This is a genomic window from Streptomyces sp. CC208A (genome assembly GCF_030010625.1).
Lineage (GTDB): Bacteria > Actinomycetota > Actinomycetes > Streptomycetales > Streptomycetaceae > Streptomyces.
The window spans coordinates 16,803-33,214 of record NZ_JASCXN010000032.1 but is presented as its reverse complement, the minus strand read 5'-3'; the positions used below and the strand labels follow the sequence as shown (position 1 = coordinate 33,214).

Annotated in this window: 14 protein-coding genes; 4 read left to right on the top strand and 10 right to left on the bottom strand. The window is 74.3% G+C overall.

Annotated features, from left to right (window positions below):
- Window positions 1–2 precede the first annotated feature (2 nt).
- Genes QK442_RS28410 through QK442_RS28395 form a run of 4 tightly spaced genes read right to left on the bottom strand, consistent with a single transcriptional unit; the run spans window position 3 to window position 2,742 of the window.
- Window positions 3–467, bottom strand: a complete 465-nt coding sequence (locus QK442_RS28410; RefSeq protein WP_282696938.1) for a hypothetical protein — start codon at window positions 465–467, stop codon at window positions 3–5.
- A gap of 43 nt (window positions 468–510) precedes the next feature.
- Window positions 511–921 (bottom strand): RidA family protein, encoded by a 411-nt coding sequence (locus QK442_RS28405; RefSeq protein WP_282696937.1) that lies wholly within the window; start codon window positions 919–921, stop codon window positions 511–513.
- Window positions 914–1,699: an IclR family transcriptional regulator gene (locus QK442_RS28400; RefSeq protein ID WP_282696936.1), complete on the bottom strand. Its 786-nt coding sequence runs from the start codon at window positions 1,697–1,699 to the stop codon at window positions 914–916. Before QK442_RS28400 ends, QK442_RS28405 begins: the two co-directional genes overlap by 8 nt.
- On the bottom strand, window positions 1,696–2,742 hold the full coding sequence (locus QK442_RS28395; protein WP_282696935.1) for a sugar kinase: 1,047 nt from the start codon (window positions 2,740–2,742) through the stop codon (window positions 1,696–1,698). Before QK442_RS28395 ends, QK442_RS28400 begins: the two co-directional genes overlap by 4 nt.
- Window positions 2,743–2,883: 141 nt before the next feature.
- On the opposite strand from QK442_RS28395, the gene QK442_RS28390 reads away from it, so the two are divergent.
- Both QK442_RS28390 and QK442_RS28385 read left to right on the top strand, forming a co-directional pair.
- Complete coding sequence (locus tag QK442_RS28390; RefSeq protein ID WP_282696934.1) at window positions 2,884–4,152, top strand: alanine racemase; 1,269 nt, start codon at window positions 2,884–2,886, stop codon at window positions 4,150–4,152.
- Between the two features lie 9 nt (window positions 4,153–4,161).
- Complete coding sequence (locus QK442_RS28385) at window positions 4,162–5,769, top strand: D-aminoacylase (protein WP_282696933.1); 1,608 nt, start codon at window positions 4,162–4,164, stop codon at window positions 5,767–5,769.
- Here the strand turns inward: QK442_RS28385 and QK442_RS28380 are convergent.
- From QK442_RS28380 to QK442_RS28360, 5 genes are read right to left on the bottom strand one after another with little or no spacing between them, the layout of a single operon-like run.
- A complete protein-coding gene (locus tag QK442_RS28380) occupies window positions 5,766–6,764 on the bottom strand; it encodes a LacI family DNA-binding transcriptional regulator (RefSeq protein ID WP_282696932.1) in 999 nt (332 codons plus the stop codon). The genes QK442_RS28385 and QK442_RS28380 overlap by 4 nt on opposite strands.
- Window positions 6,761–8,548 (bottom strand): glycoside hydrolase family 36 protein, encoded by a 1,788-nt coding sequence (locus QK442_RS28375; RefSeq protein WP_282696931.1) that lies wholly within the window; start codon window positions 8,546–8,548, stop codon window positions 6,761–6,763. The genes QK442_RS28380 and QK442_RS28375 overlap by 4 nt, the downstream gene beginning before the upstream one ends.
- Before the next feature lie 2 nt (window positions 8,549–8,550).
- Entirely contained in the window at window positions 8,551–9,378 is an 828-nt protein-coding gene (locus QK442_RS28370; RefSeq protein WP_282696930.1) for a carbohydrate ABC transporter permease, read from the bottom strand.
- Window positions 9,375–10,304, bottom strand: coding sequence for a sugar ABC transporter permease (locus tag QK442_RS28365; RefSeq protein ID WP_282696929.1), 930 nt, complete (start codon window positions 10,302–10,304; stop codon window positions 9,375–9,377). Before QK442_RS28365 ends, QK442_RS28370 begins: the two co-directional genes overlap by 4 nt.
- The gene (locus tag QK442_RS28360; protein WP_282696928.1) at window positions 10,301–11,683 is read right to left on the bottom strand and encodes a sugar ABC transporter substrate-binding protein; all 1,383 of its coding nucleotides are present in this window, start codon (window positions 11,681–11,683) and stop codon (window positions 10,301–10,303) included. Before QK442_RS28360 ends, QK442_RS28365 begins: the two co-directional genes overlap by 4 nt.
- A gap of 167 nt (window positions 11,684–11,850) precedes the next feature.
- Between QK442_RS28360 and QK442_RS28355 the strand changes: the two genes are divergently transcribed.
- On the top strand, window positions 11,851–13,821 hold the full coding sequence (locus QK442_RS28355) for a hypothetical protein (protein WP_282696927.1): 1,971 nt from the start codon (window positions 11,851–11,853) through the stop codon (window positions 13,819–13,821).
- Complete coding sequence (locus QK442_RS28350; protein WP_282696926.1) at window positions 13,818–14,978, top strand: aminotransferase class V-fold PLP-dependent enzyme; 1,161 nt, start codon at window positions 13,818–13,820, stop codon at window positions 14,976–14,978. Before QK442_RS28355 ends, QK442_RS28350 begins: the two co-directional genes overlap by 4 nt.
- Here QK442_RS28350 and mptB read toward each other — a convergent pair.
- The gene (mptB, locus tag QK442_RS28345) at window positions 14,941–16,404 is read right to left on the bottom strand and encodes a polyprenol phosphomannose-dependent alpha 1,6 mannosyltransferase MptB (RefSeq protein ID WP_282696925.1); all 1,464 of its coding nucleotides are present in this window, start codon (window positions 16,402–16,404) and stop codon (window positions 14,941–14,943) included. The genes QK442_RS28350 and mptB overlap by 38 nt on opposite strands.
- Window positions 16,405–16,412: the final 8 nt, after the last annotated feature.

Below are 16,412 nucleotides of genomic sequence, written 5' to 3'. Positions count from 1 at the left end.
CGTCAGGACGCCGTCTCGTCGAAGTAGGCGTCGAGCACCGCGTCGAGCTCCGACTCCCACACGGAGAGCCGCCCCTTGTCCGGCGCCTGGATGTCGATCGGATACCAGCGCCGGTCAGGGGTGTGCACGGTGACGGTGAACCGCTTCCCGAACCGTCCCTTCGCACTCTCGACGGCGGCGAGCTCGTCCCAGCGGAACTCGCACTCCTCCGTGTCGTACTTCAGCCGCACCCCCTCGGCGTCGGCGACGATCCGCCCCCGCCGGTCGGCGGCCTCGAAGACGGGCCCGTCGGCGGGCGCGGGCGGGGCCGCCTCCTCGGCAGGCGCCTCTTCCTCGACGAGGTCCTCGGTCACGTTCTCGGCGACGTCCTCGGGCGCTGCCGTCGCCGCCGTGATGCCGGGGACGAACGACGGGTCGGCCGAGGCACCTTCCAGGTGCTTGATCAGGGGTCCCATGCTCTGCTCCACGGCGGCAGTATGGCCGACCCACCTGTGAAGGGCACAAGCGGGTTCAGTCGAGAACCGCGAGGGCGTCGATCTCGATGAGGAGACCCTTCGGCAGGCCGACGTAGACCGTGGTGCGGGCGGCGGGCGGGGCCTTGAGGTCCTGCTCCTCGAAGTACCGGTCGTAGAGCGCGTTCATCTCGGCGAAGTGGTCCACGTCCGTGAGGTAGACGCGCATCATCATCACGTCGTCCCAGCCCGCCCCGCCCGCCTCCAGGACCGCCTTGACGTTGGCGAGCGTCTGGAGGGTCTGCTCGCGCAGGGTCGGCCCGGCCGGCGTCGGCGGCTGCCCCTCGACGGCCGGGAGGAAGCCGACCTGTCCGGCGACCTGGAGGATGTTCCCCTTCCGCACGCCGTGCGAGAACCTCGCGGGCGGGGCGGTGTGGGTGGCGGGGACGATCGCGGTCTTCTCACTCATCGGCGGACGCCTCTGCTTCCTTCGGTGGGACCGGTGGTGTGGTGCCGGAGTAGTCGTGGCCGATCGCCTCCGCCGTACGCCGCACCTGCGGCAGCAGCGCGAGCAGTTCCCCGGCGGTGACGACGACGTTGGGCGCCGAGACCGACAGGGCGGCCACGACCCGGCCGTCGGGGCCCCGGACGGGGGCGGCCACGCAGTTGATGGACTCCTCGTGGCCGCCGAGGTCGGTGGCCCAGCCCTGTTCCCGTACGGTCGCCAGCTCCTGGAGGAAGGCGGCGGCGTCGGGGGTCGAACGGGGCGTGTAGCGGGGGTAGTCGAGCCGGGCCGCGAGCGCGCGCCGCTCGGGCTCGGGCAGGTCGGCGAGGAGCAGCTTGGCGACGGCGGCGACGGTGATCGCGACGGGCTTGCCGATGCGCGAGTACATGCGGACCGGGTAGCGGCTCTCGACCTTGTCGATGTACAGGACCTCGCCGTCCTCGTACACGGCGAGGTGGACGGTGTGGCCGGTGCGCTCGTTGAGGGCGGCGAGGTGGGGGTGGGCGATCTCGCGGACGTCGAGGTTCTCCACGGCCTCCTGGGCGAGGGCGAAGAGGCGGGCGCCGAGGCGGTAGCGCTGGTCCTGCTGCCGGTGGACGAGGCCGTGCTCGTGGAGGGTGCGCAGCAGCCGCAGGGCGGTCGACTTGTGCACGCCGAGGTGGTCGGCGACCTGGCCCAGGTCGGCCGGGCCCCGCGCGAGCAGCGGCAGGATGCCGAGCGCGCGGTCGACGGTCTGGCTCATCGGGTACGTACCTCCTCGTCGGCCTCCGTACCGGCGGGCGGCCGGCCGGGGCCGAGGTGCAGTCTCCCCCAGGCGCCGGCGTCGAGCGCGGCGAGGCGGTCGGCGTGGGCGCGCCGGGGAGGGGCGGCGAGGTCGCCGGGGGCGGTGAGGGCGGCGGCGGCCATGAGGTGGCCGTGGCGGAGCCGCGCCCGCATGCCGAGGCCTCGGAGGGTGGCGGAGAGGAAACCGGCGGCGAAGGCGTCGCCGGCGCCGACGGTGGAGACGACGTCGACGCGGGGCGCCGGGACGGCGGTGACGGTGTCGCCCCCGTCCGCGCGCGTGAAAGCGACCGTCGGCCGTTCGCCGTTCTTCACCACCAGGACGGCCGGCTCGGGCAGGAGCGCGCGGAGCGCGGCCGGGTCGCCGGTGGTCCACAGCGCCTTCGCCTCGTCGGCGCCGACGAAGACGAGGTCGGCGCGGTTCGCGAGGTCGAGGAGCACCTCGGCCGCACGCCCGTCCCGCCACAGCCCGGGCCGGTGGTTGACGTCGAAGGAGACCAGGGGCCGCCCCGGCCGGGGCGCGGTCAGCTCGTACAGCAGCGCCCGGCAGTCGGCGGAGAGCGCGGCGGTGATGCCGGTGAGGTGGAGGATCCGGCCGTCGGCGACGGTCTCGTACGGGACGGTCGCCGGGGACATCGCGGAGGCGGCGGAGCCGGTCCGGTAGTAGACGGCCTCGTGGGCGTCGGTGGCCCGGTCGGCGTCGGTGCGGAAGTAGACGCCGGTGGGCCGGTGCGGGTCGCGGCGGACGGCGCCGGTGTCGACTCCGTACGCTGCGAGGGCGGCGAGCAGGTGGTCGCCGAAGCCGTCGGCGCCGACCCGGCCGACCCAGCGGGCGCGGTGCCCGGCGGCGGCGAGGGTGCAGGCGACGTTGGACTCGGCGCCGCCGATGGCGCGGGTGAAGGCGGGGACGTCGGCGAGGCGGCCGGGTACGGAGGGCAGGAAGGTGACCAGGGACTCCCCCACGCAGACGACCTCGGGGGCGGCCTCGGCAGGCGGTTCGGCCACGGTCGCTCCTCCGGCTCCTCGGGCGCGGCCGGTCCATTGACCCGGCCTCGGCCCGGATGTTAGACAGCGACGAGCGACATACGCAATGAACGTTGCAGATGATGCAACACTCCCCCTGCAACACTCCCACAAGGAGGGTCCATGCCGGACGAGCTGGCGAACGAGCGCGTCGACCACCGCTTCAAGGGCCTGCCGCCGGACGCGGAGGGCCTGACCGTCGGCGAGCTGGCCGCCCAGCGCCGTTCCCTCTTCACCGGCGGCTTCACCACCCCGGTCCTCGCGCTCTCCGCCGAGTCCGTGGAGCACAACCTGCGCGCCCTGGAGGAGTACGCCGAGCGGCACGGCCTCGCCTTCGCGCCGCACGGCAAGACCTCGATGGCGCCGGTCCTCTTCCACCGCCAGCTCGCGCACGGCGCCTGGGGCATCACGGCCGCCGTCCCCCACCAGGTGCGGGTCTACCGGGCCCACGGCATCGACCGGATCTTCCTCGCCAACCAGGTCGTCGACCCGGTGGCGCTGCGCTGGCTCTCCGCCGAGCTCGACGCGCACCCGGAGTTCCGACTCGTCTGCTACGTCGACTCGGTGCGCGGGGTCGAGCTGATGGACGAGGCGCTGCGCGCTGCCGGGGCCCGGCGTCCGCTGGACGTGGTGGTGGAGCTGGGCGCCGGCGAGGGGGCCCGTACCGGCGCCCGTACGGAGGCGGAGTGCGCGGCGGTCGCCGACGCGGTCGCCGCGACCACCACCCTCCGTCTGGTCGGCGTCTCCGGTTACGAGGCCGAAGTGCCGGGCGCGGACGGGGAGTCGGTACGGGCCTGGCTGCGCCGGCTCACCGGTCTCGCCGCCGCCTTCGACAAGGACGGCCGCTTCGCCCCGTCCGTCGGTGAGATCGTGGTGAGCGCGGGCGGCAGCGCCTGGTTCGACGCGGTCGCCGACGTCTTCGCGGAGATCCCCGAACTCTCCCTGCCCGTCCTGAAGTTGCTGCGCTCGGGCGCGTACGTCTCGCACGACGACGGCCAGTACCGGGAGAAGACCCCCTTCAACCGCGTCCCCGAGGAGGGCGCCCTCCAGCCCGCGTTCCGGCTCTGGTCGCAGGTGGTCTCGCGCCCGTCCGCCGGGCAGGCGTTCACCAACGCGGGCAAGCGGGACGCCGCGTACGACCTCCACCTGCCGGAGGCGCAGGTGGTGCGCGACGCCCGGACCGGCGAGATCCGCCCGGCCAACGGGATCACGGTGACCGCCCTGTCCGACCAGCACGCGTGGCTGAGCACGGGGGACGGCGCGGACGTGGAGGTCGGGGACTGGGTGGGGATGGGGCTGTCCCACCCGTGCACGTCCTTCGACAAGTGGCAGCTGATCCCGCTGGTCGAGGCGGACGGCACGGTCGTCGACTACGTCCGCACGTTCTTCTAGGGGCCCGGGGTGTGGGATCTCGTCTTCCGTGACGCCGAGGTCGTCGACGGTTCCGGCGCCCCCTCCTACCGGGCCGACGTGGCCGTGGACGGGGGCCGGATCGTCTCGGTCGTGCGGGAGGCCGCGGCGGCGGGCTGCCGGCGGCCGACGGCCGGCCGGGTCGTCGACGCGGAGGGCCTGGTCCTCTCCCCCGGCTTCGTCGACATGCACGCCCACAGCGACCTCGCACTGCTCCGCGACCCGGATCACAGCGCGAAGGTCGCACAGGGCGTGACCCTCGAAGTCCTGGGCCAGGACGGCCTGTCGTACGCGCCGGTCGACGACCGCACCCGGGAGGAGGTCCGGCGGGCGGTCGCCGGCTGGAACGGGGGTGGCCCCGACGACACGGCCCTGGACCTGGACTGGCGGACGGTCGGCGAGTACCTGGACCGGCTCGACACCGCGCACGGCGGCGAGGGCATCGCGGTGAACGCCGCCTACCTGGTCCCGCAGGGCACGGTCCGGATGTACGCGATGGGCTGGGAGAACCGCCCGGCGACCCCGGCCGAGCTCGACCGGATGCGCCGGCTCGTCGCCGAGGGCCTGGAGCAGGGCGCGGTCGGCCTGTCCTCCGGCCTCACCTACACGCCCGGCATGTACGCCCCCGACGTCGAACTGACCGAACTGTGCCGGGTGGTGGCGGAGTACGGCGGCTACTACTGCCCGCACCACCGCAGTTACGGGGCGGGCGCCCTGCGCGCGTACGAGGAGACGATCGCGCTCGCCCGGGAGGCGGGCTGCGCGCTCCATCTCGCCCACGCCACCCTGAACTTCGGCGAGAACGAGGGCCGGGCGCCGGAGCTCCTGGCGCTCCTCGACCGGGCCCTCGACGAGGGCTGCGACCTCAGCCTCGACACGTACCCGTACACCGCCGGCTGCACCACGCTCCTCGCCCTGCTTCCGTCGTGGGCGCAGGAGGGCGGCCCGGAGGCGGTCCTCGGGCGGCTCGCGGACGGGGCGGCGGCGGAGCGGATCCGGCACGACCTGGAGGTGACGGGCTCGGACGGCTGCCACGGGGTGCCGGTCGACTGGTCGACGGTGGAGGTCTCGGGCGTCACAGACCCCGTGCTCGCCGACCGGGTGGGCCGCCGCCTCACCGGCTGGGAGGAGGCCCGCGCGCTCCTCCTGGCCGACCGCCTGGGGACGACGGTCCTCCAGCACGTGGGCCACGAGGAGAACGTCCGGGCGATCATGCGGCACCGGGCGCACACCGGCGGCTCCGACGGCATCCTCCAGGGCGCCAAACCGCACCCGCGCGCCTACGGCACCTTCCCCGAGTACCTGGGCCGGTACGTGCGCGAGGAGGGCGTGCTCTCCCTGGAGGAGTGCGTGGCCCGTCTGACCTCGCGCCCGGCGGCCCGCCTGCGGCTGCCCGACCGGGGCCTGGTGAGGGAGGGGTACGTGGCGGACCTGGTGCTCTTCGATCCGGCGGCGGTCGCGGCGGGAGCCACGTACGACTCCCCGCGCACCCTTCCCGTCGGCATCCCGCACGTCCTTGTGAACGGCCGCTTCGCGATCGAGGGCGGGCGGCGCACGGACGTCCTGGCGGGCCGCGCGGTGCGCCGCACCCCGGTCTAGCGTTCCTTCGCCGGTCCCGTCGACGCCCGGATGACCAGCTCCGGGTCGAAGAGGAGTTCGCCGGTGGGCACGTCCCTGTTGCTGACGAGGGCGAGGACCGAGCGGCCGACCTCCAGGGCGAGCCGGTCGGCGGGCTGGCGGACGGTGGTGAGGGCCGGGTCGGTGAACTCGGTGACCGAGGTGCCGTCGTAGCCGACGACGGAGACGTCCTCGGGGACCGACAGGCCGAGCCTGCGCAGGCCCCGGACGGCGCCGAGGGCCATGTAGTCGCTGGCGGCGACGATCGCGGTGGCGCCCTGGCCCGCGAGGGCGGAGGCGGCGGCCTGGCCGCCCTCGACGGTGTAGGACTGGCGGACCACCCAGCATTCCGCGTCGGTGGAGCCGCGCCGGGTCATGGCGTCGACGAAGCCGCGGACCCGCCGGTCGGCGGGCCGGTTGCCGGCCGGCCCCGAGGCCATGCCGATGCGGCGGTGGCCGAGGCGGTGGAGGTGGTCGACGGCCAGTTCGGCGGCGAGGGCGTCGTCGGTGGAGTAGACGGGCACGGGCACCCCGTCGGCGAACTCGCCGTTGATCCCGACGTACGGCACCCGGCGCTGGCGCAGCAGCTCGTAGCTCTCGGTGTCGGCGCCCTCGACCGTGTTGGAGGCGGAGAGGAAGACGACGGCGGCGACGCCCTTGTCGACGAGGGCGGTGAGGTAGTCCAGCTCCTGCACGCCGCCGGGGAAGACCGGGCAGAGGACGGTCTTCAGGCCGTGCGGGGCGAGCGCCGACTCGATCCGTTCGGCGACGTCGGCGAAGAACGGGTTGGAGACGAACTCGGTGACCACGGCGACGAGTTGGCCCTGGGTGGGGCGCTCGTACCCCAGCTCGGCCATGGCCCGCTCGACGGCCTCGCGGGTCTTGCGGGACACCCCCTGGCGCCGGTTGATCACCCGGCTGACGGTGGCCTCGCTGACCTGTGCGTGGGCGGCGAGGTCGGTGATGCCGACCTTCATCGCTGTCCTTCCGTGAGTGTGAGCGACACCAGGCCGCCGCGCGGGACGGCCAGCGGCCGTGGACCCTCCGGCAGCAGCGGCAGCGACGTCAGGGGGTTATTCATCATACGGCCGCCGGGTCCGTGGACCCGGGCGGTGACGGGCCCCCCGCCGCCGGTGGCCTCGACGAGGAGACGGTCCCGGGCGGAGCCGTTGACCAGGTGGAAGGTCCGGTGGGCGGTGGTGTCGAGCGGGACGACGAGGTCGCCGTGCACGCTGATCAGGCACTCCTCGCCGCGGACGGCGGTGACCAGCGGGTAGAGGGCGTCGGGGCGGCCGGGCTCGGTCTCCCCGTCGAGGAGCAGTTCCCGGTGCTCCCGCCACCAGCCGAGCCAGAACCGTACGGTCTCCCGGTGCGCGGCGGGCACGGCGTCGAGGCGGACGGAGATCTGCGGTACGGAGTGGAGGGCGCCGATCAGCTGGCGGGCGACGGCCTCCTCGCCGGCGTCGGCGGACCACATGAGCATGTCGGAGTGGACGGCGCCGCCGACGGCGAGGAGGCCGGTGTCGAGGGTGCGGACCCGGTTGGCGGTGGCGTCGGCCGGGCAGTCGAAGGAGCGCAGCATGTTCCCGTACGGGGCCATGCCGGGTCCGGTGTACGGCTGGCGCAGTTCGATCAGCACGTCCGGGCGTACGGCTTCCAGGGCGCGGCGCAGGCCGTCGAGGAGGGTGGTCATGGCGTGGCCGACGTCGCCGTGGCCGTCGCCCGCGTAGACGGCGGCCTCGTCGAGGAAGTCGAGTTTGAGGCCGTCGAGGCCGTGCCGGGTGACGAGGGAGACGCACAGGTCGGTGACGTGCCGGCGGACCTCGGGGAGCCGCGGGTCGAGGACGTGGGCGCCGGGTGCCGAGGCGGGGCGGGGGGCGGCGGCGGCCCAGTCGGCGTGGCGGTCGGCGCCGGGGCCGAGGAGGAGCGGCGCGACCCACAGCAGGTAGCGCAGGCCGTGGGCCCGGACCCGGGCCACGTGGGCGGTGAGGTCGGGGAACTTCGCCGGGTCGGGTTCCCAGTCGCCGAGACCGGCGTAGCCGCGCCCGGAGCCGTACTTCTGCCAGCCGTCGTCGAGGATGAGCGCCCCGCAGCCGAGTCCTGCGGCGAGGGCGGCCTGGGTCTCGACGGCCTCGGCGGTGACGTCCTGGTTGAAGGCGTACCAGGTGGAGTAGACGGGGACGCGGGCCGCGTCGGGGACGGGCATGGGCGGGTGCGCGGCGGCGAGGTGGGTACGCAGCGGGCGCAGCGCGGCGGCGACGGACGGGGCCCGGGGGGCGAGGAGCAGCCGGTGCGGCCGGTCGGCGGCGGGGAGCCGGAGGTGGACGACGTGGGTGTCGTGCTCCTCGGAGACGCCGTGGCGGACGGTGGCCTCGGTGACGGGGTCGGCGGCGGCCCAGGTGAGGACGGTGGCGCCGGAGTGCTCGTAGAGGCTGCCGGCGGCGGGGCCGTCGACGAGGCAGGTGGTGGTGCGGCCGGCCCAGTCGGGGACGAGGGTGCGGTGCCAGCCGGCCTGGGGGTGCCAGTAGCCGGCGGCGTCGCCGAGGGGGACGGAGAGCCGGATCTCGACGGGGGCGCCGGGGGCGTGCACGTCGAGGGCGCGCAGGCCGGCGGGGCCGGGGAGCGGGGTGAGGGTCCAGGTGGGGTCGGTGCCGGGGGCGTGGAGGGCGATCGAGACGCGGTCGATGAGGGGTTCGGCGGGGGCGGGGGTCTCGTGGGCCGTGGTGAGGGGTTCGGTGGCTTGGCGTGTACGGGGGTCCATGGTCATTCCTTCACCGCGCCGGCGAGGAGGCCGGAGACGAAGTGGCGCTGGAGGAGCAGGAAGACGACCGCCATCGGGACGGCGGCGATCGAGGTGCCGGCGAGGATGGCGCCGTAGTCGGTCTCGTCGAGTCCCTGGAGGGAGGCGAGGGCGACGGGGATGGTGAAGGTGAGGTCGTCGCGGAGCACGACGAGCGGCCAGACGAAGTCGTTCCACTGGTAGAGGAAGAGGAAGATCGCGAGGGCGGCGAGGGCGGGCCGCATGGGCGGCAGCGCGACCCGCCAGAAGAGCCGCAGCTCGCCGCAGCCGTCCATGCGGCCGGAGTCGAGGAGCTCCTGCGGGAGGGCGGCCATGGACTGGCGCATGAGGAAGATCCCGAAGGGGAGGGCGAGGTTGGGGGCGATGACGGCCTGGTAGGTGCCGAGCCAGTGGAGTTCGGCCATCATCCGGAAGAGGGGGACGAGGGTGATCTGGGCGGGGACGACGAGGCCGAGCATGAGCAGGCCGAAGAGGGCTTCGCGGCCGCGGAAGCGGTAGGTGGCGAAGCCGTATCCGGCGAGGGTGCAGACGGCGCCGGCGAGCAGGGTGTAGACGGTGGCGATGCCGAGGGAGTTGAGGACGACCCGGCCGAAGTGGGCGGTCTCCTGGAGGGTTTCGATGTTCTCGGCGAGGTGGCCGCCGGGCAGCAGCGGCGGCGGGCTGGTGAACAGCTCCTGGGAGCTGTGGGTGGCGCCGATCGCGAGCCAGTAGAAGGGGACGGCGACGGCGGCGAGGGCGATCGCGAGGCCGGAGGTGAGGAGGATCGACCGGCCGGTGGTCCGTGGGGTCACCGCGCGTCTCCCTTCGGGTCTCCGAGGAGGCGGAACTGGAGCAGGCCGAGGAGGCCGATCAGGAGGGTGAGGGCGTAGGCGACGGCGGAGGCGTAGCCGAAGTCGTAGTAGGTGAAGGCGTTGCGGTAGAGGTACATGCCGAGGGTGAGGGTGGCGTTGTCGGGTCCGCCGCCGGTGAGGACGGTCGGCTCGTCGAAGAGCTGGAGGGTGCCGATCGTCGACAGGACGGTGGTGAGGAGGAGGGCGGGGCGCAGGCCGGGCAGGGTGACGTGGCGGAAGGCGGCGAGGGCTCCGGCCCCGTCGACGGCGGCGGCGTCGTACAGCTCGCGGGGCACGGTCTGGAGGCGGGCGAGCAGGATGACGGCGTTGTAGCCGGTGTAGTGCCAGGTGAGGGCGAGGCCGAGGGAGATCCGGGCCCACATGCCGTCGGTGAGCCAGGGGACGGGGCCGATGCCCGCGCGGCCGAGGAGCCAGTTGACGAGTCCGTAGTCCTTGTTGAGGAGGACGGAGAAGACGATGCCGTACGCGACGAGGCCGGTGACCATCGGCAGGAAGAAGCCGAGTCGGAAGACGGAACGGCCTTTGAGGATGCGGGAGTCGAGGGCGACGGCGAGGCCGGTGGCGAGGGCCAGCATGAGCGGGACCTGTACGGCGAGGATGACGAGGGTGTTGCGGAGCGCGGTCCACATCAGCGGGTCGTCGAGCAGGCGGGCGTAGTTGTCGAGGCCGACGAAGGTGTCGGTGCCGGCGACGGTGCGGTGCAGGCTGAGGAGGAAGGACCAGCCGATCGGGTAGAGCTTGAAGGCGGTGAAGAGCAGCAGGGCGGGCAGGACGAAGAGGTAGGGGGCCGCCCGGCCGTGCCGCCGGGGCCGCCGCCGGGGGCGGGCGACGGCGGCGGTGGCCGGGAGCGGTTTCGCCAGGGTCACCGGGCGGCCTTCCGGCCGGTCTGGCGGACGAGTTCGGCGGCGGCGTCGCGGAGGACGGCGGCCGGGTCCGCGCCCTTGAGGAGGACCTTGGACTGGGCGTCGGTGACGAGCTTGAGGGCGCGGGCGTAGTCGGCGGTGTAGTTGACCGGCGGGGAGGGGGCCTTGAGGGCGGCGAGGAAGATCTCGCCCTTCTTCTGGCCGCCGAAGAAGGCGGACGGCTCGTGGAAGACGGAGTCGTCGTAGGCCTTCATGAGGGCGGGGGCGATGCCCTTGCCGCGGTAGATCCGCACCTGGGAGGCGGGGCGGGTGAGGACGTACTCGACGAAGGACCAGGCGGCGGCCTGGTGCCTGCTGCTGCCGGCGACGGCGAGGTGGGTGGAGTTGACGGTGGCTGCGGTGGGGCCGCCGCGGCGGACGGCCGGGGGCAGCCGGACCCTCCACCGCCCGGCCTGGTCGGGAACCTGTTCCTCGATGACGCCGCCGAACCAGGTGGGGTAGGGGACGACGGCGTTGGTGCCCTTCTTGAGGGAGCTCATCAGGGTGTTCCAGCCGCCGGAGAGGTCGCTGACGAGACCGGCGTCGTTCATGGTCTTGATGAGCGTCATGGCCCGGACGGCCTCGGGCGAGTCCAGGGCGACGCGGCCTTCGAGGTCGAAGTAGAAGGTGCCCTGGAGCTGGAGCAGCATCTGGAAGAAGTTGGCGGCGTCGGCCTGGGAGGCGGGCTTGTCGATGCCGAGGAGGTGGGCGCCGGTCTTCGCCTTGATCTGCTTGCCGGCCTCGACGGTCTCGTCCCAGGTCTGGAGGGCTTCGGCGTCGACGCCGGCCTTCTCGAAGAGGTCGGCGCGGTAGTAGAAGCCCGCCGAATTGGCCTCCCAGGGAAGGGCGTCGACCCGTTTCCCGTCGGGGCTGACGGTGCCCCAGAGGCCGTTCGCGAAGGCGTCCTTGTGGGCGGTGGCGCCGAAAGGGGCGAGGTCGGCGAGGCCGCCGGGGAAGCGTTCGACGTAGCCGGGGAGGTAGTCGACGCCGATGTGGAGGACGTCGGCGAGACCCTGGCCTCCGGCGGCGAGTCCGGCGGTGATCTTCTCCCAGATGGCGGGGTTGCCGATGTCCTCGACGGTGACCTGGATGTCCGGGTAGGTCTTGTTGAACTCCGGTATCAGGGCTTTGAGTTCGGCGGCGGGTCCCTGCCAGGACCAGACGCTGACGCTCCCCTTCCCCGGGTCCCCCTTCCCGCCTCCGCCGCCGTCCGCGCCGGTGCCGGTGCAGGCGGTGAGGGCGAGGCCGCCGAGTCCGGCGGCGAGTGCGCCGCCGCCCATGCGCAGGACGGCTCTGCGGTCCGGTCGGCTTCTGTCCGCGTCGTCGCGGTCGTTGTCTGCCATGGGCCGGGACAGTACAAGCGGCCCGAGTCGAGTTGCAATCCTCTGGTGAAAACTTTCAGTTCGTCCGTCGCTTGAAGCCTGCTAGAACCATTGCAAGCCTGCGTACGGGTTGCTAGCGTGCCGCGCGCCACCCCCCACCCCACCCCTCCGCCCTCCGGGAGAACCCGATGACGCGTTCCCGTACGGTCCTGGCCTCCGCCGTGGCTCTGCTGGCCGCCCTCGCCCCGCTCACCGCGGCCCCGGCCGCCGCCGGGACCCCGCCGTCCGCCGCCCCGGCGCTCCTCGCCGTCTCCGATCCCGGCTTCGAAGCGGGCGGCCAGGGCTGGGAGTTCACCTCCGGCACCGGAACCGCGACCAACTACCCGCACGCCGGCGCCCGGCTCGCGTACCTCGACGCGGGCAGCGGCCTGAAGGTCGCGCAGACGGTCACCGCCACCGGACACGGGGCGTACGTCGTCTCCGCCTGGCTCGCCACCGGCGGTCCCGGCGGCCGGTACGTGCTCCGCGTCAACGGCGCCCCCGCCGCCTCCGTCGAGCTGCCGGCCGCCGCCGACTACCGCCGCCACACGCTCGGTCCCGTCGCCCTCGCCCCCGGCGACCGCCTGGAGATCGCCTTCGAGTCCGGCCAGGGCTGGGTCAACGCCGACGACGTGATGGTCTCCCCCGCCGCCGCCGTCCCCCGGGTGAGCTCCAGCGACCCGGAGGCCGCCGCGATGTTCGCCTGGGCGGCGGCCAAGGCCAACAGCTGGGTCCACCTCCCCGGCACCGAGGGCCCGTTGAACGCCGACGAGCGCCAGACCGGCGGCACCGGCACCGGCGTCTACGCCCCTTCCTACTGGGCCGGCTACGCCAACCGCAGCGGCTACTACTCCCGCGACACGGCCCACCAGCTCTCCGGCGCGGGCGTGCTGGGCCTGCACGCCGAGAACAAGGCGATGCTCCGCGCGTTCGCCGCCTCCGCCACCGCCGAGCACGCCTACTACCCGGTGTGGGCGCTCAACTTCGACAACCGCACCTACCTGTCCATCGACTACCGCCGCCCCGACCTCTTCGTCCGCGAGGTCCCCGCCGTCTTCGAACTGGTCCAGAAGGCCGAGGAGGCGTACCGCTGGACCGGCGACCGGAGCTACCTCGACGACCCGGTGCTGTGGGAGTTCTACCGGCACGCCACCGAGGAGTTCGTCGCCCTCCACGACGGACGGAAGGACAACGGCGCCCGGGTGAAGGTCGCCGAGGGCACCGGCGGGGGCATCTTCCAGGGCGTGGCCAGCTACAACGAGCAGAGCGACGAGCCGCTGGCCGAGGCCGGCGACGCCATCGGCTCCCAGTACCAGGCGTACCGGGCGATGTCCGCGCTCGCCCGCGCCAAGGGCGACGGGGCCCTCGCCGCCGACTTCGCCCGCCGCGCCGCCGAGCTGAAGCGGTACTTCAACTCCGAGTGGAGCGGGACCGGTTCGGGCGCGGACATGGTCCGCGGCTACACCACCGACGGGCGGGCGCTGACCGGCTGGGGCAAGGAGAACAGCTGGTTCATGCCGATGAAGGGGATCGTCGCGCCGGGTCCCCGCCGCGAGGCGTACCTCGACTACATCGAGGAGCAGGCGCGGGGCGCGGACCGCCCCGCCAACATCGAGGCGCTCACCTACCTCCCCGACACCTTCTTCGCCAACGGCCGCCCCGACACGGCCTGGGCGTGGATGAAGCACATCCACGCCCGGAAGGACGTCCCGCACGTCAACCGCCGCCAGGGCACCAACGGCGACTACCCCGAGGTCTCCTTCACCCTCGTCGGCCAGACCGTGCAGGGCCTCCTCGGCGTCACCCCGGACGCCCCCGCCCGCTCCCTCTCCACCCTGTCCCGGCTGCCCTCGGGCATGGAGTGGCTGGGCATCGAGGACCTGCGGATCGGCGACTCGGTCTTCGCCCTGCGGCACGACGGCGCCCGCCGCTCCGCCCTCACCCACACGGCGGGCCCGGCCCCGTACACCTGGGAGGCCCGCTTCCCCGGCGCCCATCGCACGGTCGTGGTGAACGGCACGGCCCGCCCGGCCGAGACCCGTACGATCGACGGCGTGACGTACACGACGGTCCGCGTGAAGGTCGCCCCGGGCGCCACGGCGACGGCCGAGGTCCGATGAGCCCGTCGGAAGACTCGGAAGGCACGGCCGGCGTCTTCCCCGGCGGTCCGGAGCTCTTCCGGCTCGACGCGCGCGTGGCGCACCTCAACCACGGCTCCTTCGGCGCCGTCCCGCTGCCCGTCGCCCGGGCGCGGCGGCGGATCGCCGACGAGGCCGCCGCCGATCCGGACGCGTTCTTCCTCGGCGCGCCGGACCGGCTGGCCGCCGCCCGGGAGCGGATCGCCGCCCACCTGGGCGCGGAGCCGGAGGGCATCGCGCTCGTCACCAACGCCACCGAGGCCGCGCACCTCGCCCTGGACGCGCTGCGGCTCGCCCCCGACGACGAGGTGCTGGTCACCGACCACGGTTACGGGACGGTCGTCGCGGCCGCCGCCCGCAGGGCCCGGATCGTCACCGTCCCGCTGGACCCGGGGCTCCCGGACGAGGAGGCGGTCCGGGAGGCGGTGCTCGCCGCGCTGACGCCCCGCACGAAGGTGGCGCTGCTCGACCGGATCAGCTCGCCGACGGCCCGGATCGTCGCCGGGCCCGGGCTGCTCTCCGAGCTGGCCGCGCGCGGGGTGACCACGGTCGTGGACGGGGCGCACGCGCCCGGGATGCTGGCCGATCCCCTCGCCGGACGCCCGGACCTGTGGTTCGGCAACCTGCACAAATGGGGGTACGCGCCTCCGGGCAGCGCCGTCCTCGCGGTCGCGCCCGCGCTGCGGGACCGGGTGCCCGCGCCGGTGCCGTCCTGGGAGGACCACCGGGGCTTCCCCCGCTCCGTGGAGTACCGCGCGACCGCCGACTACACGGGCCTGCTCGCCGCCCCCGAGGGCCTGGACCTGCTCGCGGGGCTCGGCGCCGGAGCCGTACGGGCGCACAACAGCGCCCTCGCGGCGTACGGCGCCGGGCTTCTGGCGCGGCTGCCGGGGGTGACGCCGCTGCCGTCCGACGCGCGGCTCGCGATGCGCGCGCTCCGGCTGCCGGAACGGTTCGCCCGGACGCGGCCCGAGGCGGAGGCGCTGCGCGAGGAGATCATGGTCCGGTTCGGCTGCCGGGTGCTGATCTGGCCATGGCCGGGCGGCGGCGGGATCCGGGTCTGCGGGCAGGTCTACAACCGGCCGGACGAGTACGAGCGCCTCACACGCGGACTGCGGTCCCTGCTGGACGGACACTGAGGTCCCCGGCTCCGGCGGGCCACCGGTCGCGCCGGAGCCACACCGCGCCGAGCGCGAGGACGAGACCGGCGGCGACGAAGCCGTACCAGGGGGTGTGACCGGAGGGCTGGGTCTCGTACACGAGCGCCGCCGAAAGGACGGCGAGCACCTGCCCGGCCCTGCTGTGCCAGGCGACGGCCGCGACGACGACCGTGCCCCACAGCAGGTACCAGGGCTGCACCATCGGGGAGAGCGCGACCAGGGCCACCAGGGAGTACCCGAGGCCGAGGACGGGGTCGAGGCGGCCCCGGTACGCGCGCAGCGCGAGCAGCGCGATGATCACGACGGCGGCCAGCAGCCCCAGCTTCTGCACCACGGCCTTGACCGGCCCGGGGTCGTCCGCGACCAGCGAGCCGAGCGCGAGGCCGAGGTCGCTGGTGAGCGACAGCGGCGTGTGGATGGCCCCGGCCACGGACTGGGTGCCCAGCCAGCCGAAGCCGGTCCCGGCGGCGAGGCTCGCCCCCGCCGCCACGGCCCCGGCGACCGCCCCCGGGAGGACCAGCCCCCGGGCGATCCCCCGGGCCCCGCCGCCGGCCCGGCGGGCGACGAGCACCCCGATGAAGAGGAGCGCGACGGCGGCGGGCGACTTCACCATCACGGCGCACCCGACGAGCGCGCTGCCCAGGACCCACCGCCCGCGCACGGCGAGCAGCACGCCCGCGAGCATGAGCCCGGCCATCAGGCCGTCGTTGTGGACGCCGCCGACGACGTGGACGAGGAGCAGCGGGTTGAGGGCGGCGAGCCACACGGCCCCGTCGCCGTCCCTCTCGCCGTCCCTCTCGCCGTCCCCGGAACCGCGCCCGAAGCCGCGTACGGCCCACACGATCAGCGCCAGCGCGCCGACGGCGACCAGCCGCAGCAGCAGCACGGCCGGGACGACGGCCCCGCCGGTGAGCTTGACGACCGCCTCGGCGACCAGCAGGAAGGCGGGCCCGTACGGGGCCGGGGTGTCGGTCCAGTTCCCGCCGACGCTCGCCGCCGCCTCCGCGCCGAGCTCACCGGGCCCGAGCACCGAGGGCCCGGCCCCGTACACGTCGTACCCCTCCAGGACCATCGCGCCCTGGGCGATGTAGCTGTACACGTCGGCGCTGTGCAGCGGCGGGGCGGCGAGCAGCGGTGCCGTCCACGCGGCGAGCGTCCCGAGGACTCCCCCGGCGGCCCCGCGCGCGAGCAGCACGCCGTACCGCCACCAGGCGGCGACGAGCACGGTGAGCCCGACGGCGGCGAGCACCGCCCCGAGGAGTCCGGTCCCCCCGGTCCCCCTCTGCTCCCACAGCGGTCCCCCGCCGAGCACGGGCAGCGCGCCGGCCGCGTACCCGCCGACGGTCACGGCGAGCGCGCCGCCCGCACCCAGCCACCGGCATCCGGAACCGCTCACGACCCACATGACCGACA

Coding starts and splice junctions, on each gene's coding strand:
- QK442_RS28405 (WP_282696937.1), bottom strand. CDS start 921: ATGAGTGAGAAGACCGCGATCGTCCCCGCCACCCACACCGCCCCGCCC.
- QK442_RS28400 (WP_282696936.1), bottom strand. CDS start 1,699: ATGAGCCAGACCGTCGACCGCGCGCTCGGCATCCTGCCGCTGCTCGCG.
- QK442_RS28390 (WP_282696934.1), top strand. CDS start 2,884: ATGCCGGACGAGCTGGCGAACGAGCGCGTCGACCACCGCTTCAAGGGC.
- QK442_RS28380 (WP_282696932.1), bottom strand. CDS start 6,764: ATGAAGGTCGGCATCACCGACCTCGCCGCCCACGCACAGGTCAGCGAG.
- QK442_RS28375 (WP_282696931.1), bottom strand. CDS start 8,548: ATGGACCCCCGTACACGCCAAGCCACCGAACCCCTCACCACGGCCCAC.
- QK442_RS28360 (WP_282696928.1), bottom strand. CDS start 11,683: ATGGCAGACAACGACCGCGACGACGCGGACAGAAGCCGACCGGACCGC.
- QK442_RS28355 (WP_282696927.1), top strand. CDS start 11,851: ATGACGCGTTCCCGTACGGTCCTGGCCTCCGCCGTGGCTCTGCTGGCC.
- QK442_RS28350 (WP_282696926.1), top strand. CDS start 13,818: ATGAGCCCGTCGGAAGACTCGGAAGGCACGGCCGGCGTCTTCCCCGGC.
- mptB (WP_282696925.1), bottom strand. CDS start 16,404: ATGTGGGTCGTGAGCGGTTCCGGATGCCGGTGGCTGGGTGCGGGCGGC.